Annotated in this window: 27 protein-coding genes; 11 read left to right on the forward strand and 16 right to left on the reverse strand. The window is 71.1% G+C overall.

Going from position 1 to position 25,875, the window contains the following annotated elements:
- Positions 1-79 precede the first annotated feature (79 nt).
- Positions 80-919 carry a ParA family protein gene (locus FB464_RS06825; RefSeq protein ID WP_116414530.1) on the forward strand — a complete coding sequence of 280 codons (840 nt, stop codon included), beginning with the start codon at positions 80-82 and terminating at the stop codon, positions 917-919.
- A 135-nt stretch (positions 920-1,054) separates the two neighbouring features.
- On the opposite strand, the gene FB464_RS06830 is transcribed toward FB464_RS06825, so the two are convergent.
- The 3 genes from FB464_RS06830 to FB464_RS06840 all read right to left on the reverse strand — a co-directional run bounded on the left by FB464_RS06830 (position 1,055) and on the right by FB464_RS06840 (position 2,847).
- Positions 1,055-1,600: a MerR family transcriptional regulator gene (locus FB464_RS06830; RefSeq protein WP_116282725.1), complete on the reverse strand. Its 546-nt coding sequence runs from the start codon at positions 1,598-1,600 to the stop codon at positions 1,055-1,057.
- Between the two features lie 111 nt (positions 1,601-1,711).
- Positions 1,712-2,434 carry a transcriptional regulator FtsR gene (gene ftsR, locus FB464_RS06835; protein ID WP_116414529.1) on the reverse strand — a complete coding sequence of 241 codons (723 nt, stop codon included), beginning with the start codon at positions 2,432-2,434 and terminating at the stop codon, positions 1,712-1,714.
- Positions 2,434-2,847 carry an FHA domain-containing protein gene (locus FB464_RS06840; protein ID WP_246093170.1) on the reverse strand — a complete coding sequence of 138 codons (414 nt, stop codon included), beginning with the start codon at positions 2,845-2,847 and terminating at the stop codon, positions 2,434-2,436. The genes ftsR and FB464_RS06840 overlap by 1 nt, the downstream gene beginning before the upstream one ends.
- A gap of 330 nt (positions 2,848-3,177) precedes the next feature.
- Between FB464_RS06840 and FB464_RS06845 the strand changes: the two genes are divergently transcribed.
- The 3 genes from FB464_RS06845 to FB464_RS06855 all read left to right on the forward strand — a co-directional run bounded on the left by FB464_RS06845 (position 3,178) and on the right by FB464_RS06855 (position 5,685).
- Positions 3,178-4,047, forward strand: a complete 870-nt coding sequence (locus tag FB464_RS06845; protein ID WP_116416543.1) for a DUF3097 domain-containing protein — start codon at positions 3,178-3,180, stop codon at positions 4,045-4,047.
- Entirely contained in the window at positions 4,047-4,934 is an 888-nt protein-coding gene (locus FB464_RS06850; protein ID WP_116414528.1) for an aminodeoxychorismate lyase, read from the forward strand. Before FB464_RS06845 ends, FB464_RS06850 begins: the two co-directional genes overlap by 1 nt.
- A gap of 130 nt (positions 4,935-5,064) precedes the next feature.
- Complete coding sequence (locus FB464_RS06855) at positions 5,065-5,685, forward strand: trimeric intracellular cation channel family protein (RefSeq protein WP_116414527.1); 621 nt, start codon at positions 5,065-5,067, stop codon at positions 5,683-5,685.
- A gap of 124 nt (positions 5,686-5,809) precedes the next feature.
- On the opposite strand, the gene FB464_RS06860 is transcribed toward FB464_RS06855, so the two are convergent.
- Positions 5,810-7,192, reverse strand: a complete 1,383-nt coding sequence (locus FB464_RS06860) for a S1C family serine protease (protein ID WP_116414526.1) — start codon at positions 7,190-7,192, stop codon at positions 5,810-5,812.
- Between the two features lie 145 nt (positions 7,193-7,337).
- Here FB464_RS06860 and FB464_RS06865 point away from each other — a divergent pair, with 145 nt between their 5' ends.
- The gene (locus FB464_RS06865) at positions 7,338-8,963 is read left to right on the forward strand and encodes a coiled-coil domain-containing protein (RefSeq protein WP_116414525.1); all 1,626 of its coding nucleotides are present in this window, start codon (positions 7,338-7,340) and stop codon (positions 8,961-8,963) included.
- A 9-nt stretch (positions 8,964-8,972) separates the two neighbouring features.
- Positions 8,973-9,344, forward strand: coding sequence for an RNA-binding S4 domain-containing protein (locus FB464_RS06870; protein ID WP_116414524.1), 372 nt, complete (start codon positions 8,973-8,975; stop codon positions 9,342-9,344).
- A gap of 4 nt (positions 9,345-9,348) precedes the next feature.
- On the opposite strand, the gene FB464_RS06875 is transcribed toward FB464_RS06870, so the two are convergent.
- The 6 genes from FB464_RS06875 to FB464_RS06900 form a co-directional block, all read right to left on the reverse strand.
- Positions 9,349-10,308 carry a 3-methyladenine DNA glycosylase gene (locus FB464_RS06875; RefSeq protein ID WP_116414523.1) on the reverse strand — a complete coding sequence of 320 codons (960 nt, stop codon included), beginning with the start codon at positions 10,306-10,308 and terminating at the stop codon, positions 9,349-9,351.
- A 141-nt stretch (positions 10,309-10,449) separates the two neighbouring features.
- Entirely contained in the window at positions 10,450-11,544 is a 1,095-nt protein-coding gene (locus tag FB464_RS06880; protein WP_116414522.1) for an FtsX-like permease family protein, read from the reverse strand.
- Complete coding sequence (locus FB464_RS06885) at positions 11,544-12,185, reverse strand: ABC transporter ATP-binding protein (protein WP_116414521.1); 642 nt, start codon at positions 12,183-12,185, stop codon at positions 11,544-11,546. Before FB464_RS06885 ends, FB464_RS06880 begins: the two co-directional genes overlap by 1 nt.
- Positions 12,185-13,327: a peptidoglycan-binding domain-containing protein gene (locus FB464_RS06890; protein ID WP_116414520.1), complete on the reverse strand. Its 1,143-nt coding sequence runs from the start codon at positions 13,325-13,327 to the stop codon at positions 12,185-12,187. Before FB464_RS06890 ends, FB464_RS06885 begins: the two co-directional genes overlap by 1 nt.
- 26 nt (positions 13,328-13,353) lie before the next feature.
- Entirely contained in the window at positions 13,354-13,590 is a 237-nt protein-coding gene (locus FB464_RS06895) for a hypothetical protein (protein ID WP_142206630.1), read from the reverse strand.
- Between the two features lie 49 nt (positions 13,591-13,639).
- Entirely contained in the window at positions 13,640-13,963 is a 324-nt protein-coding gene (locus FB464_RS06900; RefSeq protein ID WP_116414518.1) for a hypothetical protein, read from the reverse strand.
- Positions 13,964-14,102: 139 nt separating this feature from the next.
- Between FB464_RS06900 and FB464_RS06905 the strand changes: the two genes are divergently transcribed.
- The gene (locus FB464_RS06905; RefSeq protein WP_116414517.1) at positions 14,103-14,648 is read left to right on the forward strand and encodes a hypothetical protein; all 546 of its coding nucleotides are present in this window, start codon (positions 14,103-14,105) and stop codon (positions 14,646-14,648) included.
- Positions 14,649-14,672: 24 nt separating this feature from the next.
- On the opposite strand, the gene FB464_RS06910 is transcribed toward FB464_RS06905, so the two are convergent.
- Positions 14,673-16,016, reverse strand: a complete 1,344-nt coding sequence (locus FB464_RS06910; RefSeq protein WP_116414516.1) for a hypothetical protein — start codon at positions 16,014-16,016, stop codon at positions 14,673-14,675.
- Between the two features lie 228 nt (positions 16,017-16,244).
- A complete protein-coding gene (locus FB464_RS06915) occupies positions 16,245-17,180 on the reverse strand; it encodes a DnaJ domain-containing protein (RefSeq protein WP_116414515.1) in 936 nt (311 codons plus the stop codon).
- Positions 17,181-17,271: 91 nt separating this feature from the next.
- Here FB464_RS06915 and FB464_RS06920 point away from each other — a divergent pair, with 91 nt between their 5' ends.
- Both FB464_RS06920 and FB464_RS06925 read left to right on the forward strand, forming a co-directional pair.
- Positions 17,272-18,099: an aldo/keto reductase gene (locus FB464_RS06920; RefSeq protein ID WP_116414514.1), complete on the forward strand. Its 828-nt coding sequence runs from the start codon at positions 17,272-17,274 to the stop codon at positions 18,097-18,099.
- A gap of 101 nt (positions 18,100-18,200) precedes the next feature.
- Positions 18,201-18,578 carry a glyoxalase superfamily protein gene (locus tag FB464_RS06925; protein WP_116414513.1) on the forward strand — a complete coding sequence of 126 codons (378 nt, stop codon included), beginning with the start codon at positions 18,201-18,203 and terminating at the stop codon, positions 18,576-18,578.
- Positions 18,579-18,703: 125 nt separating this feature from the next.
- Here the strand turns inward: FB464_RS06925 and FB464_RS06930 are convergent, their stop codons facing one another.
- Positions 18,704-20,116, reverse strand: a complete 1,413-nt coding sequence (locus FB464_RS06930) for an aminotransferase-like domain-containing protein (RefSeq protein ID WP_116414512.1) — start codon at positions 20,114-20,116, stop codon at positions 18,704-18,706.
- 55 nt (positions 20,117-20,171) lie between these two features.
- Between FB464_RS06930 and FB464_RS06935 the strand changes: the two genes are divergently transcribed.
- Complete coding sequence (locus tag FB464_RS06935; RefSeq protein ID WP_246092959.1) at positions 20,172-21,092, forward strand: DMT family transporter; 921 nt, start codon at positions 20,172-20,174, stop codon at positions 21,090-21,092.
- Here the strand turns inward: FB464_RS06935 and FB464_RS06940 are convergent.
- Positions 21,079-21,639 carry a TetR/AcrR family transcriptional regulator gene (locus FB464_RS06940; protein WP_116414510.1) on the reverse strand — a complete coding sequence of 187 codons (561 nt, stop codon included), beginning with the start codon at positions 21,637-21,639 and terminating at the stop codon, positions 21,079-21,081. The genes FB464_RS06935 and FB464_RS06940 overlap by 14 nt on opposite strands.
- Before the next feature lie 78 nt (positions 21,640-21,717).
- On the opposite strand from FB464_RS06940, the gene FB464_RS06945 reads away from it, so the two are divergent.
- The gene (locus tag FB464_RS06945; protein ID WP_116414509.1) at positions 21,718-22,671 is read left to right on the forward strand and encodes an SDR family NAD(P)-dependent oxidoreductase; all 954 of its coding nucleotides are present in this window, start codon (positions 21,718-21,720) and stop codon (positions 22,669-22,671) included.
- A 55-nt stretch (positions 22,672-22,726) separates the two neighbouring features.
- Here FB464_RS06945 and FB464_RS06950 read toward each other — a convergent pair whose 3' ends face one another.
- Both FB464_RS06950 and FB464_RS06955 read right to left on the reverse strand, forming a co-directional pair.
- The gene (locus FB464_RS06950; RefSeq protein ID WP_116414508.1) at positions 22,727-24,424 is read right to left on the reverse strand and encodes an AMP-binding protein; all 1,698 of its coding nucleotides are present in this window, start codon (positions 24,422-24,424) and stop codon (positions 22,727-22,729) included.
- Positions 24,425-24,438: 14 nt separating this feature from the next.
- The gene (locus tag FB464_RS06955) at positions 24,439-25,875 is read right to left on the reverse strand and encodes an MSMEG_0565 family glycosyltransferase (protein ID WP_211327358.1); all 1,437 of its coding nucleotides are present in this window, start codon (positions 25,873-25,875) and stop codon (positions 24,439-24,441) included.

The following is a 25,875-nucleotide window of genomic DNA, read 5'->3' on the forward strand; positions in this document are numbered from 1 at the left end:
TCCGAAGCAGTGCGGCACCCATGCGGCATACAGGAGACAGTTAGGTTCTCCCAGCCTAGTGAAGGTAACGTAGTCGATTGTGCATGTACTCAGCGTCAGCTCACTCAAGGGCGGGGTCGGTAAGACAACCGTCACCCTCGGCCTCGCTTCCGCAGCCTTCGCGAAGGGTCTCCGCACACTGGTCGTCGACCTCGACCCGCAGTCCGATGTGTCGACCGGCATGGACATCAATGTCTCCGGCCACCTGAACGTCGCTGACGTGCTCGCCTCCCCCAAAGAGAAGATCGTTCGTGCGGCCATCGCCCCCTCCGGCTGGACCAAAGACCGGGGCGGCACAATCGATGTACTGATCGGATCGCCTTCGGCCCTGAACTTCGACGGTCCCCACCCCTCGATCCGCGACATCTGGAAGCTCGAAGAGGCCCTGGCCACTGTCGAGAGCGACTACGACCTCGTGTTGATCGATTGCGCCCCGTCACTGAATGCGCTGACCCGCACGGCATGGGCCGCGAGCGACCGCGTGGCCGTCGTGACCGAGCCCGGGCTGTTCTCCGTGGCCGCCGCCGACCGGGCGCTGCGGGCGATCGAGGAGATCCGCCGTGGCCTCTCCCCGCGTCTCCAGCCGCTCGGCATCATCGTGAACCGCGTGCGGTCGCAGTCGCTCGAGCACCAGTTCCGCATCAAGGAGCTCCGCGACATGTTCGGCCCGCTTGTGCTCTCGCCGCAGCTGCCCGAGCGTACGTCGCTCCAGCAGGCCCAGGGCGCGGCGAAGCCCCTGCACGTCTGGCCCGGCGAGGGCGCCCAGGAGATGGCGCGCAACTTCGACCTGCTGCTCGAGCGCGTGATGCGCACGGGCCGCATCGGCGACTACGCCGACACCGCCGCGGCCGCCTCCGGCCGCTCCCCCGCCGACCACTAGGCGAAAGCAGGTTTGAAAGCCGCGGTAGCTCCGGTCAAGTGACGTCCAGATCGCCAAATCACGGTCTCGAATGCCTGCTTCTCCCTCGTGCCGCGCTTGGAGCGAACGCCCGTTCAAGGCGTTCGCCGCGCTCACTCAGGCGGAACGGGCGGCGCGACGCGCTGCGAGCTCGTCCATGGGGTCGGCCACGTCGGTGCCGAGCTCGACGAGGGAGGATTCCACCTCGCGCAGCACCTTGCCCACCGCGATGCCGAAGACACCCTGGCCGCGGCTGACGAGGTCGATGACCTCGTCGTTCGACGTGCAGAGGTAGACGCTCGCCCCGTCGCTCATCAGCGTGGTCTGGGCGAGGTCGGTGACGCCCGACTCCCGCAGCTGCTCGATGGCGGTACGGATCTGCTGCAGCGAGATGCCGGTGTCGAGGAGTCGCTTCACGAGCTTCAGCACGAGGATGTCGCGGAACCCGTAGAGGCGCTGCGAACCTGATCCGGCGGCCCCACGGACCGTGGGCTCCACGAGGGAGGTGCGTGCCCAGTAGTCGAGCTGCCGGTACGTGATGCCCGCAGCACGAGCCGCGACAGCACCGCGATACCCGGCAGCGTCGTCGAGCTCCGGCAGACCGTCGGTGAAGAGCAGGCCCTGGTCGTAACGAGCTTCCTCGCCGTGGACGTGCTCACTCATTGATCTGCCTCTCTCGTACTGCTCGGAGTCCACGCTATCGACGTGACGGGATGCGGGCAACGACATCCGCCCGAACGCCCCGGCGTGTCGCGCGAACCTCCACCCCCCACCCTACGGGGCGAGCTTGCCGAGCGCCGCCCTGATCAGGCTGGTGCGCACGATTTCGAGCTGGCCGGAGATCTCGCTGGCACGCTCGGCGATCTGCGCACGGCTCGACACAGTGTTGCGGCGCGCGATCGGCAGCAGGGCGCTCTCGATCAATCCGACCTCGCGGTCGGCCGCGGCCCGGAAGCCACGGAGGTGCCGGGGCTCGATGCCGACCTTCTGCAGCTCGACCATCGCCTTCAGCACACCGACCGCGTCATCGCCGTAGGTCTCGCTGGCGGTCACCAGGGATGCACTGATGGCGTCGTTCAGCAGCTGGGGTGTGGCGTGCGTCTCGTTCAGCAGGTCGTCCCGGCTGAACCGGCGGGCACCCCCGAGCATGGACGGGCCGCCGCGCGACGGCACCGTCGCACTGGTGCCGCCCGGCATCGGCGGATTGAGTCCTGCGTCGACGTCGTGCAGGTACTGCTTGATGACGTTCAGCGGCAGGTAGCAGTCGCGTTGCATCGCCAGCACGAGGCGAAGGCGTTCCACGTCGGCGTTCGAGAACTTGCGGTACCCCGACTGGGTGCGGGCCGGCGAGACGAGCCCGCGCTCCTCGAGGAACCGCAGCTTCGACGGACTGATGTCGCTGAACTCAGGGCTCAGCTGCGACAGCACCTGGCCGATGCTGAGGAGCCGTGCCGGCGATCCGTCCCCCGGAAGGGACCGCGCGGGCGAGGCGCCCACTACGCTTCTGCGTTCGCCGCCACGTCACGACGTGAGGGGTAGAAGGTGAGCCTGAACTTGCCGACCTGGATCTCCGAGCCGTCGGCGAGCAGAGCGTCGTCGACCCGCACCCCGTCGAAGTACGTTCCGTTCAGGGAGTGCAGGTCACGGACGGTGAACGTCGTGCCCGAGCGGGAGAATTCGGCGTGCCGGCGGGAGACGGTGACGTCGTCGAGGAAGACATCGGCGTCGGGGTGACGGCCGGCGACCGTCGTCAGCTTGTCGAGAAGGAACCGGGCTCCGGCGCTCGGCCCGCGCCGAACGATCAGGAGGGCGGATCCGGAGGGCAGGGCGGCGATCGCGTCGAGCTCCTCGGGGGTGACCCCGCCTTCGAGGGCCGCCATCTGTGCGGCGAACTCCCCGGTGAGGTTCATCGTGTTGTCGTTGCCCACGGTTCCGATGGCACTGGTGCCCGGTTCGCCGGTGAAAGCGGGTGGCACGGAATCCCCGTCGGTCGTGCCGGGCGTACGCACAATGCGGTTCGATCGAGTGAGCTCTGAATCGCTGTCGTCTGGCATGGTCGATGGCCTCCTTACTCAGCCTCCAGCGTAGCCGATAGCCTCTCGTGAGAATGCTGGGTGTGCACAACTCGTGGTGGGGAATGCGGCGAATCCGCAGCCGCCGTCACGACCCTGCCCGGCACGGCCCGCGGCACACGGTGCGGCACCCCGCCACGCGCGTGCGGGTCGACTAACGTCGTGCGGGTGACCTTCGACCGCTACAGCTCAGACGTTCTCGCAGACTTCTCCCGCCGGCCCGTGCGGGAGAAGCCGCCCACGAAGGAGGCCGCCTTCGACCTCGTGGTCGAAGATGTGGCGAGCGACTTCTGCGGCTCCGTCGTGCGCACCGAGGGAAAGATGGTCGAACTCGAAGACCGCCGGGGGCGACGCCGCATGTTCCCGCTCGGCGGCGGCTTCCTGTTCGAGGGCGCCCCGGTCATCCTCGTCGCGCCGTCCGCCGCGCGCCCGGCGGGGGCCCTCCGCACCGCATCCGGTTCGGTGAAGGCTCCGGATGCCCGGGCCAGGGTCGCCCGCGCCAGCCGCATCTTCGTCGAGGGCCGGCACGACGCCGAACTCGTGGAGAAGGTCTGGGGCGACGACCTCCGCGGCGAGGGCGTCGTCGTCGAATACCTGGAGGGCGTGGACCACCTCGACGCGGTGCTGAAGCAGTTCCGGCCCACCTCCGCCAGGCGGGTCGGCGTGCTCGTCGACCACCTCGTGACGGGCTCGAAGGAGACCCGGATCGCCGACGCGGTGATGCGCGCGCAGGGTGAGAACGCGGTGCTCATCGTCGGGCATCCGTACATCGACATCTGGCAGGCCGTGAAACCGGGGCGCCTCGGCATCGAGGCCTGGCCGAGCATCCCGCGGAGCATCGAGTGGAAGCACGGCATCTGCGCCTCGCTCGGCTGGCCGCATGACGACCAGGCCGACATCGCGGCGGCGTGGCAGCGCATCCTCGGCCGGGTGCGCACGTACACCGACCTCGAACCCGAGCTGCTCGGCCGGGTGGAGCAGCTGATCGACTTCGTGACGAGCGGCGACCACAGCGACAACGGCGAAGGAGCACGCTGATGACCGACCGCACGACTCCCGTTCTGCTGGTGCTCCGCTCGCCGGGCGGCGAAGGGCACGTTCCACCGGTCTACGACGTGGCCGACCCGCACGCGCCGGTCGCCGAGGCGCTCGACCTCGGTATCACCCGGGGCGACGGCGTCTTCGAGACGATCACGGTGGTCAACGGCATCCCGCAGGCTCTGGATGCCCACCTCGACCGTCTCGCGCGATCCGCCGCCATGCTCGACCTCCCCGCCCCCGACCTCACCGCCTGGCGAACGAGCGTCTTCGCGGCCGTCGACCTGCACTCCGAGGTGCCGGAGGCGTTCGTGAAACTGCTGTACTCGCGGGGCGTCGAGGGTTCCGGGCAGCCGACCGGCTGGGTCTGGATGCAGCCGAGCGCCGACTTCACCCGCGAACGCACCGAGGGGATCGACGTGGTGCTGCTCGACCGCGGGTACCCGAGCACGGTCGCCGAGACGTCGCCGTGGTTGCTGCAGGGCGCCAAGACGCTGTCGTACGCCGTCAACAGGGCGGCCCTCCGCGAGGCCCAGCGCCGGGGGGCCGACGATGTGCTCTTCGTCTCGAGCGACGGGCTGCTGCTCGAGGGGCCGACCTCCACGGTCATCCTGAAGCTCGACGGCAGGCTGGTGACGCCGAACCCGAACTTCGGACTGCTGCCCGGTACGACGCAGGAGAGCGTGTTCGAGATCGCGGCGCACAACGGCTACAAGACGGCGTACGAGGCGCTGACGCCCGCGGACCTGCGGCGAGCCGACGCGGCGTGGCTGGTGTCGAGCGTGCGGAATGCCGCGCCGATCCGCTCGGTCGACGGCGCACCGCGGGCGGTGGATGCCGCATTGACCGACTCGATCAACACCGGCCTCGCGTCGCGGACCACCTGACGGTGTCGGCCGGCGGGGGCGCGGGCGCCGCGGACGGCCGCGGCGGCGGGGGCAGCGGCACGGGCGGCGTCGGCGCCGTGGGCACGCCAAGCGGAGGCGTGCCGGGCACGGGCGGCGGGGGCTCGACACCGTGAGACGCGCCGTCGCCCGGCTGTACTCGGTCGCGGACCACGCGGCCACCGCCCTCTTCGCCATCGAGGGCGCCCGCGCGGGTGTGCTCGCCGGACTCGATCTGCTGGGCATCCTGGTGGTCGGGTTCTGCACCGCGCTCGTCGGCGGCATCCTCCGCGACCTGCTGATCGGCGACGTACCGCCGGCCGCGTTCCGCTCGCCCTCGCGCATCGTCGTGGCGCTGGCCGGCGGCGCCCTGGTGTTCGCCGGATCCCGCGTGTTCGACACCTTCCCGGCCGAGGCGTTCGTTCTCTTCGACGCCGCAGGGCTCGCCCTCTTCGCGGTGACCGGGGCCCAGAAGGCGATCGAGCACCGGTCGAATGGGGTGGTGGTGGTCATCCTCGGCACCCTGACCGGTGTGGGTGGCGGGGTCGTGCGCGATGTGCTGCTGAACCGTGTGCCGGCCGTGCTCGCCGGGGACATCTACGCGACGGCCGCGGCGCTCGGCGCTCTCGGGGTGCTGGTCGCGACACGGTTGCGCGTGCCGGGGGTGGTGGCGCTGGCGATCGGTTTCGCGCTCTGCTTCGGGCTCCGGATGATCGCGGTGACGTTCGGCTGGCAACTGCCGCACGTGGCATGACCCGCCCCCCGCCCCGCGCGGCGCCCCCACACGAACGAAAGGACGCCAACTGCTCGAAAATGGGGGCTTTCGAGCAGTTGGCGTCCTCTCGAATCGATTCGGCGCACCGCTGGGGGTGGGGGGGTCAGGCGGCGGGGCCCGCGATCAGGGTCGCGGTCGCCGTCTGGCTGGCGCCGGAGGCGTCAGTGTAGGTCAGGGTCACGGTGTCGCCGACCTTGTAGGTCTTCAGCGTGCTGGTCAGCGCGCTTCCGCTCGCGACGCTGGTGCCGTCGACGGCGGTGATGACGTCACCCGCGGCGAGGCCGGCTGTGGCGGCCGGGGTGCCGTCGATGACGCCGGCGACCGTCGCACCCGCGACCGTGCTGGTGCCCGTGCCGGTTCCGCCTGCTGTACCCGATCCGGGGTAGGTGCTGCTGCCGGTCGAGGAGCTCGCGACCTCGATTCCGAGGAAGGCGGGCAGGCCGATGGTGATCGTCGAGGTGGCGGCACCGGAGTCGATCTGCTTGGCGATGGAGAGAGCATCCGTGATCGGGATCGCGAAGCCGGTCACGACGCTGCTGCCGCTCGACGCCGCAGTGTCGATGCCGACGACCTCGCCGTCGGCGTCGTAGAGGGGGCCGCCCGAGTCGCCGGACTGGATGTCCGCCTCGACCTGGATCATTCCGTCGAGCGTCTCGCCCGCAGCGGATCCCTCGGCCTGCGTGGTCACCGACTGGTCGAGTCCGGTCACGGTGCCGGCCGCGGCCGACAGTGTGCCGGTTCCGCCCGCGTTGCCGACGCCCGTGATGGCGTCGCCGACCGCGAGGTCTTCGGACGTGTCGAGCGAGGCCGGGGTGAGACCGGATGCCCCCTCGAGCTTCAGCACGGCGACATCGTGGGTGGCGTCGGTGCCGACGACGGTCGCGGTGTACGTCTTGCCCGTGGAGGCGATGGTGACCGAGATGCTGGTCGAGCCCTCCACGACGTGGTTGTTGGTCAGGATCTCGCCGTCGGAGGTGAGGATGATGCCGGTACCGGCCGCCTCCGCGCCCTCGTACTTCAGCACGGTGTTGATCAGAACGACGCCGACGGCCTGGTCGGCGGTGGCGGTGGTGGCCGACTGCGTCGCGGTGCCCGTGCCGCTGCCGGACGTTCCCGATCCGGAGCTGCCCGATCCGGTGCTTCCCGACCCGCTGGAGCCGCTCGAGCCGCTCCCGCTGCCGAAGCTGCCGTAGCCGCCGTTCGGAAGAGTGGATGTTCCGCTGCCCGATCCCGAACCGCGGGTGTCGAGCAGGCTCGACGACGAGCTGGTGCCGGAGGCGGCTGCCGCCGCGTTCAGGGCGAGGGGTACGCCGACACCGAGGGTGAGGCCGACGCTGGTGCACGCGACCGCCAGGGCTGCGGCGGACGCGCCCAGAATCAGAAAGTTGCGGGGACGCCAGATGCGCCTCTCACGGGTTGCCGTTCCGGCGGCAGCAGGTACTGCCTCGTGGAACTCGGGCTGCGGCTGGCTCTCGGGCGTTTGCATGTCTTCCTCTCGGTGCCCCTCGTGGGCAAGAACCAGAAAACGCCCGGACGCTATGAGGAAGCTATGCGTGGCTCTCGGACAACCTGAGAACTCACTGTCCAGAGCCTGAGGGTGAGGGAGGTGAGATTTCTGTAGTCTGGAACGCATGACTGACGAGACCCAGAACCCCGCCGACGAGGCACCTGCCACGGTGCCTGCGGCTGAGACGGGTTACGTGCTTACGAGGCGTGACCGTACAGCCATCCACTTCATCGACTGGGCCGTGAAGTTCGGCACTCCGGAGTTCCAGGAGCGTTACCGGCCCGTCACCGACGAACTCTTCACGCACGTCTTCATCGACCCCACAGCGAAGCCGGCCTTCGTTCCTCCTGCCTTTGCCAGTGTCGAGCAGCTGAACGACGACAGTGACCCACTCGAGATCATCCGGTCGCATCTCGGGGTCGTCATCGACGACCGCAAGGAACGCGACAGGGCGCGGGTCGAACTGCAGGTGCACTACGAGGAATCCGAGCGGCACCTCGCCGATGTGCGTGAGCGCGCGGCCGACCTGCAGGAGCGTCTCACCGAGACCACGGGCCGGCTCGAAGCAGCGGATGCCCGCATCGTCGAGCTCGGCGAGCAGCTCGAAGCCGAGGTCTCCGGGCTCCACTCGAGCCACGCCGCCGAACTGGCGACGACCCTCGCCGGTCACGAGGCCAGCATCTCCGCCCTCACCGACGACCGCGACCGTGCTCTCGCCGAGCTCGTCGCCGACCGGGACGCGGCCGTGGCCGCCCTGACCGCGGAGCGCGACGCGGAGGTCGCTCGTCTCGAAGCGCAGCTGGCCGGCGACACGGCCGCGCAGCGTGCGGAGCACGAACAGCAGATCGAGGCGCTTCGCGCCGAGCACACGCAGTCCGTCGAGGCTCTCGGAGTCGCCAACACGCAGGCCGGCGACGAGGTGCGCGCCGAGCACCATGTCGCCCTCACGGCACTCGAAGCAGCACACGCTGCGGCCCTCGCGGCTCTCAACGCCCAGCTCGCCTCCGCGGCCGCCAGCGCGGAGACGACGGCCCAGCAGCTGAAGGTGGCGCGGCTCGAGGCGGGCAGCCTCACGGCGCAGCGCGACCGCGCGATCGCCGAGGGGTCCGAGTGGCGCAACCGTCTGTACCAGACTGTCGCGGCCCTCGCCAGCACCGCCGACGTCGGTGACTGGACGGACGACAACGATCCGGATGTGCGGCTCATCGGCTTCATCGAGGAGACCCAGCTCGGCCTGGCGAGCGAACTCGAGATCGCCCGGGCGACCCTCGACGAGATCGAGGAGGTCGCCACGGCGCAGCTGGTCGACGAAGCCGAGACGGGCGACTACGCGATCGGCGCGAACGATGCGGCCGTGCTGGTGCTCAACTCGCTGTACGGCACAGACGACGAGGAAGCTGACGGTTCGGGCCTCGCTGCGGCAGGAGGCGCGGCAACGGTCGCCGGGTCGACGGGCGACGACACGGATGACTCCTCCCTCGCCGAGGCGGAGGAGGCAGACGCAGAGTTCGAGGCGCAGCTGCGCGACGAGGTCGACATTCCCTTCGAGGAAGCCGCCGAACGCGAAGCCGGTCAGGAACCCCACCCGCACGACGACGCGGCCATCGGGCACACGGCGGTCATCGAGCACACCATCGTTCGCGACGAGACGCCCGAGATCGACGACGTGGACAAGCTCGGCAGCCTGTTCTCCGACGACGACACCGAATTCGGGGCCCCGGGCGACCGGCAGCACCGACGGGCATCCTGACGCCGGCCGATGGCTGAGCTGGTCACCGCGCGGGTGGACAGCTGGGCGTGGGCCGTGCGGCTGTTCAAGACCCGCTCGGCAGCCACGACGGCCTGCCGGGCAGGGCACGTGCGCATCAACGGTGAGAAGGTGAAGGCCGCCCAGTCGCTGCGGGTCGGCGACGAGATCCGCATCCGGAGCGGCGGTTTCGACCGCATCGTGGTGGTGTCCCGCCTGGTGGTGAAACGCGTGGGCGCCGTGGTCGCGGCAGAGTGCTTCGTGGACCGGACTCCCCCACCGCCGCCCCGCGAGACCGTCGCGTTGGTCGCGACCCGCGACCGCGGTGCGGGTCGCCCCACGAAACGCGAGCGGCGCGAGGTCGACCGCCTCCGCGGGCGCTGAGACGTCAGATCCGGCGGGCCGTGTCGATGGCTTCCACGACAGCCAGGCGCAGTGCGTTTGAGCGCTCGGTGAAACGGCGCTGGGCGGCCGCGTACGTCTTCTTGCCCTCCGCGGACTCGATGCGCACAGGTTCGAGACCGTAGGCCGTCACATCGTACGGTGACGCCTGCATGTCGAGCTGCCGGATGTCGCGGGCCAGCTCGAAACAGTCGAGCAGCACCTCCCCGGGCACCAGCGGGCCGAGCTTGATCGCCCACTTGTAGACGTCCATGCCGGCGTGCAGGCAGCCGGGCTGCTCGTGCTCCGGCTGGGATTCGCGGGTGAGCTGCAGCTCGTTCGTCGGCCGCGCCTCCGGGGTGAAGAACCGGAACGCGTCGAAGTGCGAACACGTGATGCGATTCTGTTCGACCACGGCGTCAGTCTCGGCGGCCGTCAGCCGTAACGGAAGCGCCTCGTGCCGCACCTCGCCCTCCGCGACGCGGTAGACCATCGCCCACTCGTGCAGGCCGAAGCAGCTGAACCGTGCCGCACGCGAGGCGGTGCGTTCCAGCAGGTTCCGGATGAACGTGACCGTCGAGGTCTTCGCGTCGAGGAACCCCCGGGCATCCACCGCGCTCGCGCCAGCGTCGGCATCGGCGTCGGCATCGGCCCTCCGCGCACCGACGGCCGCGTCGACCGGCACGTACCACCGCCACTCGTGCCGATCGAGCCCGGCGGTGCCGTCGAGCACGACACCCGCGCCGGGATGCCAGCGACGCAGCAGGCTCGGGCGGTAGGGGTAGTAGGTGAAGAGGAAGTCGTCGACGGGGTGCGCCTCGCCGGTCTGGCGGCGCGCTCGCCAGCCGGCGGTGAGGGCGTCGGCCCGCAGCTGGTGCGCCTGCTCGAGCGCCGACCACTCCGCGCGCTCGAGCGTCGTCGGGGCGAACTGCGCCGGAAGGCGCGGCTCGGCGAAGGTGGTCGACATGTTCCGAGCCTATAAGACGGGATCGGGCCGGGGACCGGGTGGCGGCTGGCGGCGGCGCCGGTTGCCTCGCGGCGCGGGTGGCCGAACGGCCCGGCAGGGGTGCAGCGGGCGGGCTCAGTCGGGTTCGTCCCGACGGGGTGGTCAGGGCACGCGGAGCTCGCGCAGCGGATCCCGCGTCGACGCGAACAGCGCCGGCAGCACGGCGGCCACGAGTGCGGTCGTGGTGGCGAGGATCGCGACGGCTACCGTGAAGGCGGGCGTGGGCAGCGGCTGCCGCAGCAGGGCGAGCGCCGAGAGGGCGAGCACCGTTCCGAGCGCCGAGGCCAGGGCGGCGGTCAAACCGACCTGGCTGAGGAGCAGCAGCACGAGGAGCGAACGGGACGCCCCGAGCGCACGTCGGCGGCCGAAGTCCCGCCGGCGCATCATCACGAGGGCGAACAGGATCGCACCGACCAGCGCGGAGGAGCCGGCGAAGGTGGAGAGCACCAGGCCGCGCCCGAAGTCGCCGAGGTGGTTCTCGACCTGCTGGCGCACGGCGGCGAGCCGTTCACTGGTCTGCACGGTCACGGTCGTGGGGTCGTCGACTCCGAGAACGGAGGTGACGGCGGTGGCGACCGCGGCGACGAGCGGCGCGGACTGGGCACGCACCACCAGCACCGCGACCGGGCTGGCCTGCGGCGTCGGCGCGGGTACCAGCACGACCGGTTCGAGAAACCGGAGGTCGGGTGAGAGCTCGACGAACCCTGTGATGTCGACTTCCTCACCGGATGCTCTCGACACCACCTCGCCCACCCCGTCGGAGAGGCCGAGCTGGTCGGCCGCACGCTCCGAAACGCGGGCCCCGGATGCGGCGTCGCCGCCGTAGAACGCACGGCGCGACACCGCTCGGCCGCCCTCGAGCGCGGCGTTCGTCACGTCGTCGGCCGCGCCGAAGGCACCCGCCCACTCGATGCCCCCGAGCATCCGCAGGCGGTCGAGCACACTCGTGTCGAGTCCCGAGCCGGGCTCAGCCCGCACGACGATCGACCGCGTTCCGGAGTCGTCGAGGCTCGACAGCACGTCGTTGGCGCTGCCCTCTGCACGCCCCGCCGTCGCCAGCACGGCGACACAGACGGCAGCGATGACAACGACCGTCAGCAGGGAGGCGAGTCGCTGGCTGAGCACACAGACCGCGGCCTCCCGCAGAAGCGCCGCCCCTCTGCGGAGCGTCTCGCGCGGCGCTTCGGATGTGGCCATCAGAGCTCCACGACCCTGTCGCAGTGGGCCACGAGCCACGGATCGTGCGTGGCGACGAGCACCGCCGCGCCCGCTTCGGTCACCTCCCGGAACGCGTCCAGCACGACGGCGGCGGAGGCCGCGTCGAGGTTTCCCGTCGGTTCGTCGGCAAGCAGGATGCCCGGACGGTTCATCAGCGCACGGCAGAGGGCGATGCGCTGCGCCTGCCCGCCGGAGAGCTGGCCGGGCCGGGCATCGGCACGCCGTTCGACCCCGAAACGGGCCAGCAACTCGCGCGCGCGGCCGATGGATGCCCGGCGGGGCTCGGAGCGGTAGAGCGCGGTCTCGAGCACATTGTCGAGCACCGTGCGGCCGGGGTCGAGCAGGGCATCCTGGAACACGAACCCCAGGAGGTCTGCCCGAAGGCGCGCCCGCTCCGCGTCGGATGCCGAGCCGGTCGGCTGGCCGTCGACGAGCACGGCACCGCCCGCGGGCCGCACCATGAGGCCGAGGAGGTGCAGCAGGGTGGACTTGCCGCGCCCCGACGGCCCGGTGAGCGCGACGAGCTCCCCAGCGGCGATCGCGGTGTTCCAGCCGTCGAACAGCAGCTCGCCGGGCCGGAAGCCGAAACGGAGGTCGCGCGCTTCGAGGCGCGGGGGCATCACGGGCCGGCCTCGCCCACGCTGGTGGTAGTGGCGGGAACACGCACGACCAGCCCGGGATCGACTCCCTGCACGACGGAGAGTCCTCGCGCCGCTGCCAGCACGGTGACCGGGTGCCGCACTCCGGCACTGTCGACGAGCGCCAGGGACTGCTGGGCATCCGACTGCAGGGCGATCGAGGGCACGACGGCCCCGTGCACACGCTCGACGGTGACGATGCGCGCGGCAAGCAGGGTCTGTCCGGTGAGCGGGATCTCGGCGCACACTGTTCCGCAGATCGGCCCCGCCCCGCCGCCGCCAGGGGCGGGTGGCAGCGGGGTGGCCGGTACGGCGCCGGCAGAGGGCAGCGCCGCGCCGGAGGGCGCCGCGGCGAGACTGAGGACCACCGTACTGCCGGTCGGAGCTGCGCTCCGGCCCGCAACCACGGCCTGCCAGCGCTGGCCTGACGGCGAGGTGAGTTCGACGCGGGCGCCCGTCGTGATGCCGGCGGCCTGGCCCGCTCCGACCGGCACCGTGAACACGGGCGAAACCCCGAGGCCGAGAACGACCTGTTCGCCGCCGGCGAGGCGTGCCCCACGGGTCACCGCGCCGTCGAGCGTGAGCCGGGCGGGCAGGGAGGGGACGAAGATCACCTCCCCGAACCCCACCTCGCCCGAACTGGTTTCGCCGAGGGACTGCTGCCAGCGCCCGAGGGCGGCACGGGCATCCGGCCCGAGCACGCCGTCGACCGGCCCGGCGAAGAAGCCGGTGTCGCTGAGCAGCTGCTGCAGCTGTAACACATCGTCGCCGGCGTCGCCCTCGGCGAGCGGGCGGTAGGCGGGAACATCTCCGCGCGCCACCACGACCGCGCGGCCGTTCACCGTGTAGAGGTGGCTCCCCTGCTGCTCCTCGCTGCCCGGTTCGAGGTCGACGCTCGTGACCACACCGCTGGCCTCGTTCCGGCCGACCGGCGCCGACTGCCACTCCGCGGCGGCGTTGAGGGAGAGTTCCGCACCGACCTCCCCCTCGACGACCGTCGCCGTGCTGAACCCGCCGGGCTCGGCAGCCTGGCCGGGCGGCGACAGCAGCACCGTCGCCGCCCAGCCGGCCAGGGCCAGGCCGACCACGAGGGCCGCGGCTCCCGGCACCGCGAGGCCGGGCATCCGGAACCCGCGGCGGGCGTGCACCCTCACGCGTGCGGCCCGCCCGCGCGCCGGATGATCGAGGCCAGCACCCAGACGGAATCACCGTCGAGCACCGCCAGCTCGTCGAGCACCCGAGTGTCGAAGCGCCCGAGCGCGACCCCCGCCTCGGCGCACGCCAGCAGGAGGGTGTCGGTTCCCCGCACCCGCCCGAAGGCCCGCGCGGAACGCGCATCGGCCAGTGTCTCGAAGGGACCGGTGACCGAGCCCCCGCCATTCGTCATCTTCACTCCTCTCGTTTCAAGCTCGTCTCGGTGAAACGGTCTGGGCCGGTCAGAACGATCCGTTCGCACACGAGAACGCGCGACCGGTCTCTGTGCCGGAGGGGTAGGAGATCTGCATGCTGACGACGCCGTTGCCGCTCGAGAACCGGTGGAAGCCGGAACCGAACGTGCGACTGGTCCAGCTGACCGCGTTCGCCTGGTGCTGGTGCACACTCGTCGCGTTGATGTAGGCCGTGGAAGCGGCCGATGGACCGCCCCAGCCGCAGACCTGCGACCCGAAGTCGATGGTTGTGGCCGACGCGCCGGTGGCGTTGGCGAAGACGAGGCCTGCGGCCACAACGAGGGCGGCGGCGGTTGCGGGGAGTGATTTCATTTCTGGCTTCCTTCTCCCACCCCTCCTCGTTGACGCGAGGGGGTTTCGGTGGGATCGTTGTCGATGAGTGATCCTCACTATAAGCCTCATGCTTTGGGGCCACAAACGACTCGCCGAAAGCTCACGAAAGGTGCCCCGGATGCCCGTGGTCCGACCCTCCACCCTGCTGGCCCTCCCCCTGCTGGCGATAATCGCCGTCGGGGCGCTCAGTGCGTGCAGCGGCGACCCCGGGCATCCGGAGACCACGACCGAAGCCGCGCTCAGCCAGTCCCCCGTCGCGGATGCGCTCTACCGGTGCATCACCGCGCACGGCTGGGAGGTGACGCTCAGCGACGACGGCGGGATCGACGCGTCGAGCGACACGATCCCGGCCGAGCAGTACGACCGCTACCTCGCCGACACCTGGGCCTGCAACTCCGAGGTCACCGCCCGGTTCCCCGTCGACGACCGCCAGAAGCGACTGCTCTACGACGCCGAACTGCGGGAGAACGACTGCCTCCAGTCGCAGGGTTACGCGGTCGCGGACGCTCCGAGCCTCCAGGTGTTCCTCGACGGCTGGGACGCCGCACCGTGGTCGGCGATGGCGTCCTCAGGCGTGGCCGAGCAGAGCCAGACGATGACGGAGGAGGAATGGCAGTCGATCAATCGGACCTGCCCGCAACCGGTGCCGGGCACGCTGCACTGAGTCCGGCGACTCCGATCGCGCGAGCTAGGACTTGAGCGCGACGCCCTGGGCGGCACCGAAGTCGACATGCATGTGCGTGCAGGTGTCGGGGAACGGCGCGAAGTTCGACACCGAGATGGAGGGGCGGCACTCCGACTGGCCGAGACCGCTGCCCTTCGGCACCAGCGGGTCGAGCAGGCCGATCAGCTTGAGGGAGTCCGAGTCGGCGCCCGTGAGGCCGTGGCCGTTCAGGATGTAGAAGTCGACCGCGTGCCCGCCGCCGTCCTTGTAGTGCGACGAGGCCGTTCCGGCGCCCTCGATCTGGCCGGTGCAGTGCCGGTTGATGTCGCTGACGCCGACCTTGTCGAAGTTGTCGACGGCGACCTTGATCGTCTGGAGCACCCGGTAGTCGACACCGCAGCCGGGCACCGCGACGCCGTTGGCCAGGTTACGGATCTCGACGATGTGGTCGGGCACCGAGCCGACGAGCTTACCGGAGGCGACATCCGCCATCAGCTCGGCTGCGAGGGCCTGCACGGTGGGCGAGACCGTGGTTCCCATCGTCGAATCCATGGCGGCGATGTTGCCGGTGGTGCTGTAGTCGTCGCGCGCCGAGGACTGGCCGTCGACACCCGCCACCGTCAGGCTCTGGATGCCGAGCTGGCTGGAGGCCTGCAGGTTCGGGCTCATCAGGTTGTTGGTGTCGTAGGCGTACGCGGGAAGGGCGATGGTCGCAACGAGGCCGGCCGTCGCGACCATCACGACGGTGCTGGCGATGGTGCGCTTCCGCGCGTCGGGGCGGGATGAACCACCGGTCCGGCGGAGGCGCGGCACGATCCGGCGGCGAGGATCTTCGCCCGATGAGACGGATGACCGGGCACCCCGCGGGGCGGAGACCCTGGCCGGTGCGCGCGTCTCGTCGTCGCGACTGAACGTCATCGTGTGCACCGAGGTGGCGTGGGCCTCGGGCAGGTCTTCGGTGTCGAAGTGGAGCGCGGCCTGAGCCGGCTCGTCTGCCGCGATCGGTTCGTCAGCTGCTACCGGCGCGACGGCAGCGGCCGGTTCGAGGGCAGCGGCCGGTGCGGGGGCAGCGGTCGCAGCGGGGACTTCGTCCGGCGCGCGGGCGGCGGATGGCACGGGAGCTGCGGGGGCGAGCAACAGATGCTCGAGGCCCCGGATGTCGCGACGAGCCCGGCGCGTGGGCGTGGCTGCGCCGACCGGGGAATCGGACCGGATATCCGCTGCCTGGGAGAGTTCACGTTCGCGAAGTTCGCGGAGCGCCCGGCGACCCAGGGGCGCAGGCACGGCCACTTCGACAACGGGTACTTCGAAGCTCGAACCGGGTGCCAGATCGTGGGAACCTTCTGGTCGTCCGTTCGAGTCAGTCACGTGTCGTAGTCCTCCGGCGCAGCGCGCTGCGCACGGGCCGTGCGGCTTTCACCGGCCCGTCAGGATCTGGGTGCTTGATGTCCAGATCGGCGCCGCGATCGTTTCGGGTGATCGCGACGACTTTTCGAGGTTACCCAACCGTTACCTCTTTGTCACATCCCTGAGCAGATTTTCAGGTTCATTGAAGCTACAAGCTATGCCCCGCGGCGCATGCGTCGACCAACGCACTCAGACGAAGCGCACACCCTGCTGCAGCCGCGAGCGCAACTCGAACACCCGGTCGACGCTCGCGCGGTCTCCCCCGCCCACGCCGTTCCGGAGGAGCTGGGGCAGCAGCGACCGCCGCACCACGACCGATCCCGAGAGCCGGCCGCGCTCGATCTGCTCGATCGCCGATTCCAGGTCGTCGTCGGGCACGACGATCACCAGAGCAGTGAACTTCACGCCCACTTCGCGGGCCAGGGCGCGAGCGTTCTGTCCGAGCATCCGGAACGGCTCCTCGTCGTCGGCGATTCCCTCACCGACGAGCTCGCCGCGGGAGAGCCGCACCACGCTCCCCCAGTCCTCGGACTGGATGGCGAAGAGTCCGGCAGGGCCGAGCACGAGCTGGTCGATGTTTCCGCCGGTGCGGCCGACCAGAACGTTGTTCCAGATCGTGTAGCCGATGCCGAGCGTCGAGACGATGCGAGCTGTCTCCTCCTCCGCCATCGCCTTCGCGAGCCAGCGCCGGATCTCCCGGGGCGCCGAACGCACCAGGGCCGGGTCGTAGGGGTCGGGCAGGTCGACGCCCCGCCCCACCCACTCCTTCATGAGGGTGAGGAAGTGCTCTCTTTCGTCGCCGCCCGGATGACCGTACGAGCGCGCCTTCAACGAGCTGCCCTCCGGGCGGTGGGGCATGGATGCTCCGCCCGGGCCGCCCGCAGCACGGGCATCCGGAGCCGAACGACGAGCGCCCGCCCCGGAGTCGTAGGCGGCGCGCTCCCCACTCGTGCCGACCAGCTCCCAGGCGAGTTGCACCGCGTGGAACTCGGCTGCGCTTCCGCCCGTGTCAGGGTGCGTCTCCCGGAGCAGCCGGCGGTAGGCCCGACGGAGTTCGTCGTCGGTCGCCTCCGGGCTCACACCCAGCACCTCATAGGGGGTGCGCGACAACGGGCTGTCGGGCATGGGGCACTGCTCGCTTTCTCGCCGGCCACGGGCGGCCTCGCGGGAGTACTTTTCGGCTGATCGCCCCAGAGTAGTTGCCTAAGCTTGAAGCATGACGAACACGGTACCTGAATACACCCTGAACGATGGCCTCACGATCCCCCAGCTCGGCTTCGGAGTCTTCAAGGTCGACCCCGACAAGACCAGCCGCATCGTGCGCGACGCCCTCGAGGTCGGCTACCGCCACCTCGACACAGCGGCCATCTACAAGAACGAGGAGGGCGTCGGTCACGCCATCCGTGAGTCCGGCATTGCCCGCGAAGACCTCTTCGTGACCACCAAGCTCTGGAACAACGATCAGACGAACGGCGTCGAGGCCATGAAGAATAGCCTCGGCCGCCTGCAGCTCGACTACGTCGACCTCTACCTGATCCACTGGCCGACGCCCGAGAAGGGCACGTTCGTCGAGGCGTTCCGGGCGCTCGAGCAGCTGCAGGAGCAGGGTCTCGCCCGCTCGATCGGCGTCTCGAACTTCCTCGTGCCGCACCTCGAGCAGCTGCTCGCCGAGACGGGTGTCGTACCCGCCGTGAACCAGATCGAGCTGCACGTCGACCTGCAGCAGACGGAACTCCGCGCGTTCCACGCCGAGCACGGCATCGCGACGGAGGCCTGGGGGCCGCTCGGCCAGGGGCGCATCAACTCTTCGCCGGAGCTCGGTGCCATCGCGGCGGCGCACAGCAAGTCGGTGGCCCAGGTCATCTTGCGCTGGCACCTGCAGATCGGCAACATCGTGATCCCGAAGTCGAACAACCGCGATCGGATGGCCGAGAACTTCGACCTGTTCGACTTCGAGCTGACGGCCGACGAGCTCACCGTCATCGCCGGGCTCGACCGTGGCGAGGACGGCCGGAACGGAAGCCACCCACTCACGGTGAACTGAGGTCTCACGCCAGGTTCCGGCCGCGGTGTCGGAGGCTCGTCGTAGGGTGTGAGAAAGGCTCACGCATCGAAGCGGGGCCGGCGACTGCAGAGGAGCACCCCATGGACTGGAAGATCGAACTCGTCTTCGTTCCCGTCACCGACGTCGACCGCGCGAAAGCGTTCTACGTCGACCAGGTCGGCTTTCACGCCGACTTCGACCGGCGGGTGAGCGACACCCTCCGTTTCGTGCAGCTGACGCCGCCGGGCTCGGCCTGCTCGATCGCATTCGGCGAGGGCATCAGCGAGATGGAGCCCGGGTCGCTGAAGGCGATCCAGGTGGTCGTCGCGAGTGCGTCGGATGCCCGGGCGGCCCTGCTCGCGGCCGGGGTCGAGGCTTCGGAGGTGGAAGAGCTCTCGTGGGGACGGTTCGTGACGTTCGCCGATCCCGACGGCAACTCGTGGACGTTGCAGGAGCTGCCGTCGCGGCCTGCGGGGTGAGCGCGGGCTCCGCGCAGCGCCTCGCGGCCGCCGCCGCCTTAGCGGAGCGCCTTGCCGCCGCCGGGTCAGCGGAGCGCGTCGCTGCCGCCGCCGCCTCAGCGGAGCGCCTTGCCGCCGCCGCCGGGTCAGCGGAGCGCGTCGCGGGCCGCCTCGAGGATGCCCACCGCCTCCTCGAAGCGCTCCGGGTGCGCGCCCGAGTAGTTCAGGCGGAGGAACGAGCCGGGCGGTTCGGTCGGGAACCAGTCGTTCCCGGGGGCCACCGCGAGCCCCGCTGCGAGGCACCGAGAAGCGAGGGTGCGGGCATCCACCCGATCGTCGAAACGCAGCCAGAGATTGAGCCCACCCCGCGGCAACGAGGTGAGCGTCTCGCCGCCCAGCCGGCCGGCGACCAGCCCCGCCAGGGTGTCCCGGCGGAGCCTCAGCTGCGACCTCAGGCGGGACAGGTGACTCCGCCAGGCCGGGTCGGTGACCACGTCGACGGCTGCGGCCTGCAGCATTCCGCTGACGTACAGATCGGTCACCGTGCGGTCGACCTGGATGCGCGCGAGCGCCGGCCCGCGCGCGACCAGGGCGCCCACCCGGAGCGACGACGACACGCTCTTGGTGAGCGAGCGGAGGTAGACCACGTGACCGTCGGTGTCATCGGCGATGATCGGGCGGGCATCCGCATCGATGCCGAAGTCGTGCGCCCAGTCGTCGTCGATCACGAAGGCATTGCGGGCACGGGCCACGTCGAGGATCGCGCGGGTCTCCGCCGGGGTCCAGAGCGCGCCGGTCGGGTTGGCGAAGTGCGGTTGGGCGTAGAACAGGCGCGCGCCGCTGCTCGCAAAGGCGTCGTCGAGGGCTTCCGCGGAGGGCGCTGCGGCTCCCCGTGCGACGGGCACGATCACCAGCCCGGCCTGGTGGGCTGCCGCGATGGCGCCCCAGTAGGTCGGCGACTCCATCACGATCGCGTCGCCCGGCTGCGCGAGGGCACGGAAGATCGACGTCAGCGCGCTCTGGCTCCCGGGAACGATGATCACGTCGTCCCCCGAGACTCCGGATGACCGGCCGCCCGGCCCCGACCTGACCTCGTTAGCGAACCAGGCGCGGAGCTCCCCGAGACCCGCGACCGGCGGCCGGTCGAAGGCAGCGCTGCCGCGGGCGGCGCGGGTGAGGGCCGCGCGCACCAGGCGGGTGGGAAGAAGCTCCTCGCCGGGATAGCCGCCGTGCATCGCGATGGCGTCGGGGGCGTTCAGCGCCATCGACGTGCCGACGGTCGCCGCGCCGTTCCGGGCGGGGCCGAGCGAAGTGGTTTGCCAGGAGAAGTCCGCGCGCAGGGCGAGCCGCTGCCGGGCGACGAACGTGCCGGAGCCCGGCCGGGTCTCGAGGAGACCTTCCTGCGCGAGGCGCTGCACCACCCGCTGCAGGGTCAGCGGGCTCACCGCGAAATCCCCCACGAGCGTCCGGGTGGGTGGCAGTTTGGCGCCGGCGCCGCTGGAGTCGATGAGGTGCCGCAGGTGGCGGTCCAGGCGATGGTCAGTGCTATCCTGATTCATGACAGACAAGAGTAGCGCTACTCCCCTCCGCCCTGGTGCGTTATCGCCCGAAGCGATGACCGGCAGCCCGCCTGCCGCGGGCCGAGGACTCCCTGCCGGCCTCGTCTTCGGCTTCCTCGGCGTACTGTCGTTCTCGTTCACTCTGCCCTTCACGCGGGTCGCGGTCAGCACGCTCGATCCGCTGTTCGTGGGCGCGGGGCGCGCCGTCGTGGCGGCCGTTCTGGCCGGGATCGTGCTGGCGATCATCCGGCCCCGCCTGCCACGCGGGCGGCAGTGGCTGAGGCTGCTCGTCGTCGCGGCGGGGGTGGTGGCGGGGTTCCCCCTGCTGACCAGCTTCGCGATGCACTCCGCCCCGGCCGCGCACGGTGCGGTGGTCATCGGGGTACTGCCTGCGGCCACGGCCGTCGTCGCCGTGCTGCGGGGCGGGGAGCGGCCCAGCCGGCCGTTCTGGATCGCGAGTATCGCCGGACTCGTCGCCGTCGTCGCCTTCGTCGACGTGAGCGGTGGCGGCTTCAGCGGACTCCAACCCTCCGACCTGCTGCTGCTCGCAGCCGTCGCCCTCGCCGCTGTCGGATACGCGGAGGGCGCACTGCTCGCCCGCGAACTCGGATCCTGGCAGATCATCTGCTGGGCGCTCGTGCTGGCGCTGCCGGTGATGGTGCCGCTGACCCTGCTCGGCGCGTCGCACGGACCTCTCGTCGCCGGGGTCGACGGCTGGCTGGCATTCGCCTATGTCAGCGTGATCAGCCAGTTCCTCGGATTCTTCGTGTGGTACCGGGGCCTCGCGATCGGCCCCATCTCGAATGTGAGCCAGATCCAACTGCTTCAGCCGGTGCTGACCATTGTCTGGGCGGCGCTGTTCTTCGGGGAGCACCTCGAGCCGCTGGTCGTGGCCGCAGCCCTCGTGGTGGTGGCGTGCGCAGGGTTCGCGGTGCGAGCGCGAGGGGCGCGACCGGGGCGGCTCAGCGGACCCTGAGCCCCTCGAGCTGCAGGTCGAGCAGTCGCGCGGCGAGCGCTTGGTCCCGCTCGTGGGCGGCGATCAGCGTGATGCCGCCGAGACCGAGCATGATGTCGTCGGCCGGCACGTCAGCCCGGAGGGTGCCGTCGGCAACGGCCGCCGCACGCAGTCGCCCGATGGCGGCACGCAGAACGTCGCGGGAGTGCCCCCGCAGGCCGTCGTGCGCGCCGAGGATGGCCGGCAGAGCATCCGCCATGCCCTGTTTGGTGAACATGAACTGCACGAAGCCGTCCATCCAGAGCCGGAGCGCCACGAGGGGTGGATTCTTCTGGAGCAGGCTGTCGGCAACCGCGCCGAGCCGCTCCGTCTCCGTGCGGTAGACGGCTTCGACGAGGTCGTCGCGGGTGGGGAAGCGACGATAGACGGTGCCCACCCCGACACCGGCGGCTCGGGCCACGCCCTTGAGGCTCGTGTCGGCATCACGTTCAGCGAAGAGGCCGGTGGCGACGGTGAGGATGTGGTCGTGGTTGCCCTGGGCGTCTGAACGCAGTGCACGTGCCGCCATACCATCCTCCTTGCAAACGGAATTAGTTCCGCTTACAGTTAACCGGAATGAGTTCCAGATTAGCGCAGAGGAAGCCCCATGACCAACAGCAGAGAACACGCGTTCGGAGCGACCACCACGGCCCGGGAGGTGCTCGCCGGCGTGGACCTCTCGGGGCGGCGCGCCATCGTGACCGGAGCGGCGTCGGGTATCGGCACCGAGACCGCTCGCGAGCTCTCACGGGCCGGCGCCGAGGTGACCCTCGCGGTGCGGAACGTGCAGGCCGGGCGCGACGTCGCTGCGGGGATCGCAACATCCACAGGCCGCCCGGCACCTGACGTTCGAGAACTGGACCTCGCCGAACCAGCCTCGGTCGAGAGGTTTCTCGCCGGGTGGAGCGACGACGTGCACATCCTGGTGAACAATGCCGGGGTGATGGCGACCCCCCTGACGCGCACCTCCGAGGGCTGGGAGCTGCAGTTCGCCACCAACCACGTCGGCCACTTCCAGCTGGCGCTCGGGCTGCATGACGCGCTCGCCCGCAGCGGGAACGCCCGCGTCGTCGCCGTGAGTTCGGTCGGGCACGTCAACGGAGGGATCCTGTTCGACGACCCGAACATGCTCCGCCTGCCGTACGACCCGTGGGTCGCCTACAGCCAATCGAAGACGGCGAACATCCTTTTCGCTGTCGAGGCCGCCCGGCTCTGGCAAAACGACGGCATCGCGGTCAACGCCTGCAATCCCGGCCGCATCTGGAGCACCGGCCTCAGCCGGCACATGGATGCTCCGCCCGCGGCGTTCGACCCGTCCGGTTCGACGGGGGTCTCAGAGAAGACCGTCGAGCAGGGTGCCGCCACGTCGGTGCTGCTCGCGGCGTCGCCGGTGGTCGCGGGGGTGACCGGCGCCTACTTCGAGGACTGCCGGGTGGCTGAGCCGTTCGTCGAGGGCGTCCGTCGGGGCGTCGCCGCACATGCGACCGACGCCGACTCTGCCGTGCGGTTGTGGGAGCTGACGGCCGGGCTGCTCGCCGACGCGGGGTATGCGGTGCGCTGAAGGGGAGGCGCGGTGGAGGGAAGGCGCGGTGAAGGGGATTCCGCGGGCTGCGGCATCAGTCGCCGAGCCCCGCGGCACCCCGCGCTCCGCGCTCAGCACGCAGGAGGTGACGGCGCGCTTTGCCCGCGTCGTCGCGCACGGGCTCGTCCGTGAACTCGATGCGGCGCGGCCGCTTCTCCGGGTCGAGTCGCGGGCGCAGCCAGTCGAGCAGCTCGACCTCCGTGAGTGCGTCCGCACCCTCGCGCCGCGGGTCGCGCCCGTTGCCCACCGCAGCACCATCGCGCCGCGCGCCACTCCCGTCGCCCGCCGCAGCACCACCGCGCCGCGCGCCACCCCCGTCGCGTGCCGCCGCGCTGGCCGCAGCGCCCGCCGGCGCCCCGCCCACGTCGACCAGCGCTGCCACCACCTCGCCGAGGTCGTCGCCGGGCAGGCCGAACACCACAGCCGAGCGGATGCCCGGGTGCTCCTCGAGCACGGCCTCCACCTCCGCGGGGTAGACATTCGCGCCTCCCGTGATGATGAGGTCGTCGGCCCGGTCGGCGACATAGAGGTAGCCGTCGGCGTCGAGATGACCGAGGTCCCCCAGGGTGTCCCAGCCGTCCGGCCGCGGCCCCGCGACGCTCCCGCGGTACGAATAGGTCGGACCACCCGACCGCCTCATCATGATGCGGCCGGTCTCACCCACGGGCAGGGGTGCGTCATCCGGGCCCCAGATCTGCATCTCCGAGCCTCCGCCGGGCCGTCCGACGGACCCCGGATGCTCGAGCCACTCGCCCCCGGAGATGGTGGTGATGCCCTGCGACTCGGTGCCGGCGTAGACCTCGGTGACGCGGTCGGGGCCGATCCAGTCGATCCAGGCGCGCTTCAGCGTGGGCGGGCAGGCCGAGCCGATGTGCAGGATCGAGTCGAGCGAGCTGAGGTCTGCGGCATCCTTCTCGCGCTGCGGGAGGCGCCAGATCCGGTTCATCATGGTCGGTACGAGGGGCGCCCAGGTGACGCCGTGCCGGCCGACGGCGTCAAGCCACTGGCGCTCGTCGAAGCGCGGCAGGATGACGAGGGTATGGCCGGTCATCAGCCCGCGCATCGCGTAGGTGAACGGGGCGGAGTGGAACAGCGGCCCTGCCACGAGCTGCACCGCGTGCGCGGGCACGAACGAAGCGACGCGGCCCTCCGGGTCGATGTGCGCGGAGGCGGCGGCGAGAATCAGTTTCGGACGCCCGGTGCTGCCGCTGGACGTGGGGGCCTTCCACGAGGCGGCCGCAGCGTCCGGGAGTTCGGCATCGGAGAGGTCGGCGCGCGGCGCGAAGTCCGAGGGGAGGTGGGGCGGGGCGGCGGATGCCGCGGGCGGGGCGGCCTGCCGCACGGGCCAGCCGGACGGGGCAGCGGGTTCGGCCGACGGGGTGGCCCCCTCGGCAGGCGGGGTGGCGGGGTCAGGCGGCAGCCCGATCACGAGGGCGGGGCGCGCGAGCGCCAGCACGGCGGCGCGCTCGGCGGGCGGCAGCCGATAGGAGAGTGGCTGAGGCGTGGCGCCGAGCTTCCAGACCGCGATGCAGCTCTCCACGAAGGCGACCTGGTTCGTGAGGGCGACGGTGACGAGCGAGTCGACGCCGACCCCGAGTTCGGCGTAGGCGCGGGCCAGCCGGTTCGTGCGGAGGGCGAGTTGCCGCCACGTCAGCGCGGTGGTGTCGTCTCGCACGGCGACGGCGTCGGGATGCTTGGCGGCCAGCCACGAGATCGCCCGCGAGATCGTCATCCGCGCCACGGTGGTCAGTCCGCGCTCGACGGGCGGCCCGCGGTGGCGGGGCCGGCCGGGGTCGCCGCCGTGGCGCGGCCGGCCGCGGTGGCCGCCGTGGCGGGGCCAGACGGGGTGGCGGGGCCGGACGGGGTGGGAGCCGCGCCGGGGCCGGGCGCGGGGGCCGCCGTGGCGGGGCCGGGCGGGGTGGCGGCCGTGGCGAGCAGCATTCGGTACAGGTCGCGGTGGCTCCGGGCGGCGGATGCCCAGCTGTACGTCCGCGCGAGCGCACGCCCCTGCTCGGGATCCCACTCCGTCGCACTCCCGTCGCCTCGCAGGCTCCCACCATCGCTCGCGCTCGATCGAGTGGGCGAAAGGGGCCCTAAAACGCTGGTTTTGGGGCCCTTTTCGCCCACTCGATGGTTTGCGGGGGTGGGGGCGAGAGGGAGGGGGGCGCGAGGGAGGCGGGCGGGGGCGCGGAGCGCCAGGAGGGCGGCCAGCGCGGCGGCGATGCCCGCGACATCCGACGCGTAGGTGACCGCCGCGCCGAACACCTCGCGGAGCACCGGCAGGTCGCGCGCGACCACAGGCACGCCGGCCGCGAGCGCCTCCATCGCGGCGAGCCCGAAGCCCTCTTTCGTCGAGACGAACGACAGCACGGCGGCACCCGCCACGAGGGACGGCAGGTCGCCGTCGTCCACGGTCCCGAGCAGCTCGTACGCCACCCCGAGCTCCGCGGCCCGCGCCTCGAACCGCGACCGGTAGTCCGAGTAGTCGAACAACGTCTCGCCGCCCGCGAATACCAGCCGGGCATCCGGAACCGCGGCCTGCACCCGCGCGAACGCCTCCAGCAGGTCGATGCTGCCCTTGCGTGGTTCGATCCCACCGACCGCGAGAACGTAGCGCCCGAGCGACTGCTGCCAGCGGGTGACGGCGGCGACAGCGGCCGGATCGGCCGGGGAGGCGGCGGCCTCGAAGCGCGCTGAGTCGACGCCGTTCGGGATGACCGTGGCGGTGCGCCCCCAGCCGGCCTGCACCTCTCCCGCGACGGCGGCCGACACGCAGACCAGCGCGAGCGGGCGCACGATCGCCCGCTCGTGGCAGGCGACGAGCTCGGGCGTCGTGAAGGTGTCGAGGTGGTGCACCGTGCGGATCGAGCGGTCGACCGCATTGGCCGAGATGCAGTCCTGGGCGTGCACGATGTCGTACACCTCGGGGGTGAAGGATGCCCGGAGGCTCTCGATCGAACGGAGGATGCGCTCCCCCACCGTCTCTCCGTCTCGCGCGGCGAACGGCACGACCCGGAGCCCCACCCGCGGGTCGACCCGGCGGAAGAAGGCCTGGTCGCCGCCGCGCCCGAGGGTCCAGACGTCGACCTGTTCGCCGGCCGCGGCGAGCGCTTCGGCGAGGGCGAGGGTGTGCACGACGCCGCCGCGCGGCTTGGTCGAGTAGGTGAGCAGCGCGATGCGCAC

Origin of the sequence: Subtercola boreus, from assembly GCF_006716115.1 — a bacterium.
Classification (GTDB): domain Bacteria; phylum Actinomycetota; class Actinomycetes; order Actinomycetales; family Microbacteriaceae; genus Subtercola; species Subtercola boreus.

Excerpts from the sequence above, each read along its gene's own strand:
- FB464_RS06830 (WP_116282725.1), bottom strand. The coding sequence starts at position 1,600 with ATGAGTGAGCACGTCCACGGCGAGGAAGCTCGTTACGACCAGGGCCTG.
- FB464_RS06925 (WP_116414513.1), top strand. The coding sequence starts at position 18,201 with ATGGACTGGAAGATCGAACTCGTCTTCGTTCCCGTCACCGACGTCGAC.
- FB464_RS06940 (WP_116414510.1), bottom strand. The coding sequence starts at position 21,639 with ATGGCGGCACGTGCACTGCGTTCAGACGCCCAGGGCAACCACGACCAC.
- FB464_RS06875 (WP_116414523.1), bottom strand. The coding sequence starts at position 10,308 with ATGTCGACCACCTTCGCCGAGCCGCGCCTTCCGGCGCAGTTCGCCCCG.
- FB464_RS06880 (WP_116414522.1), bottom strand. The coding sequence starts at position 11,544 with ATGGCCACATCCGAAGCGCCGCGCGAGACGCTCCGCAGAGGGGCGGCG.
- FB464_RS06905 (WP_116414517.1), top strand. The coding sequence starts at position 14,103 with ATGCCCGTGGTCCGACCCTCCACCCTGCTGGCCCTCCCCCTGCTGGCG.
- FB464_RS06935 (WP_246092959.1), top strand. The coding sequence starts at position 20,172 with ATGACCGGCAGCCCGCCTGCCGCGGGCCGAGGACTCCCTGCCGGCCTC.
- FB464_RS06900 (WP_116414518.1), bottom strand. The coding sequence starts at position 13,963 with ATGAAATCACTCCCCGCAACCGCCGCCGCCCTCGTTGTGGCCGCAGGC.
- FB464_RS06930 (WP_116414512.1), bottom strand. The coding sequence starts at position 20,116 with ATGAATCAGGATAGCACTGACCATCGCCTGGACCGCCACCTGCGGCAC.
- FB464_RS06920 (WP_116414514.1), top strand. The coding sequence starts at position 17,272 with ATGACGAACACGGTACCTGAATACACCCTGAACGATGGCCTCACGATC.
- FB464_RS06885 (WP_116414521.1), bottom strand. The coding sequence starts at position 12,185 with ATGCCCCCGCGCCTCGAAGCGCGCGACCTCCGTTTCGGCTTCCGGCCC.
- FB464_RS06850 (WP_116414528.1), top strand. The coding sequence starts at position 4,047 with ATGACCGACCGCACGACTCCCGTTCTGCTGGTGCTCCGCTCGCCGGGC.
- FB464_RS06895 (WP_142206630.1), bottom strand. The coding sequence starts at position 13,590 with ATGACGAATGGCGGGGGCTCGGTCACCGGTCCCTTCGAGACACTGGCC.
- FB464_RS06890 (WP_116414520.1), bottom strand. The coding sequence starts at position 13,327 with ATGCCCGGCCTCGCGGTGCCGGGAGCCGCGGCCCTCGTGGTCGGCCTG.
- FB464_RS06915 (WP_116414515.1), bottom strand. The coding sequence starts at position 17,180 with ATGCCCGACAGCCCGTTGTCGCGCACCCCCTATGAGGTGCTGGGTGTG.
- FB464_RS06945 (WP_116414509.1), top strand. The coding sequence starts at position 21,718 with ATGACCAACAGCAGAGAACACGCGTTCGGAGCGACCACCACGGCCCGG.
- FB464_RS06870 (WP_116414524.1), top strand. The coding sequence starts at position 8,973 with ATGGCTGAGCTGGTCACCGCGCGGGTGGACAGCTGGGCGTGGGCCGTG.
- FB464_RS06840 (WP_246093170.1), bottom strand. The coding sequence starts at position 2,847 with ATGAACCTCACCGGGGAGTTCGCCGCACAGATGGCGGCCCTCGAAGGC.
- FB464_RS06950 (WP_116414508.1), bottom strand. The coding sequence starts at position 24,424 with ATGACGATCTCGCGGGCGATCTCGTGGCTGGCCGCCAAGCATCCCGAC.
- FB464_RS06865 (WP_116414525.1), top strand. The coding sequence starts at position 7,338 with ATGACTGACGAGACCCAGAACCCCGCCGACGAGGCACCTGCCACGGTG.
- FB464_RS06860 (WP_116414526.1), bottom strand. The coding sequence starts at position 7,192 with ATGCAAACGCCCGAGAGCCAGCCGCAGCCCGAGTTCCACGAGGCAGTA.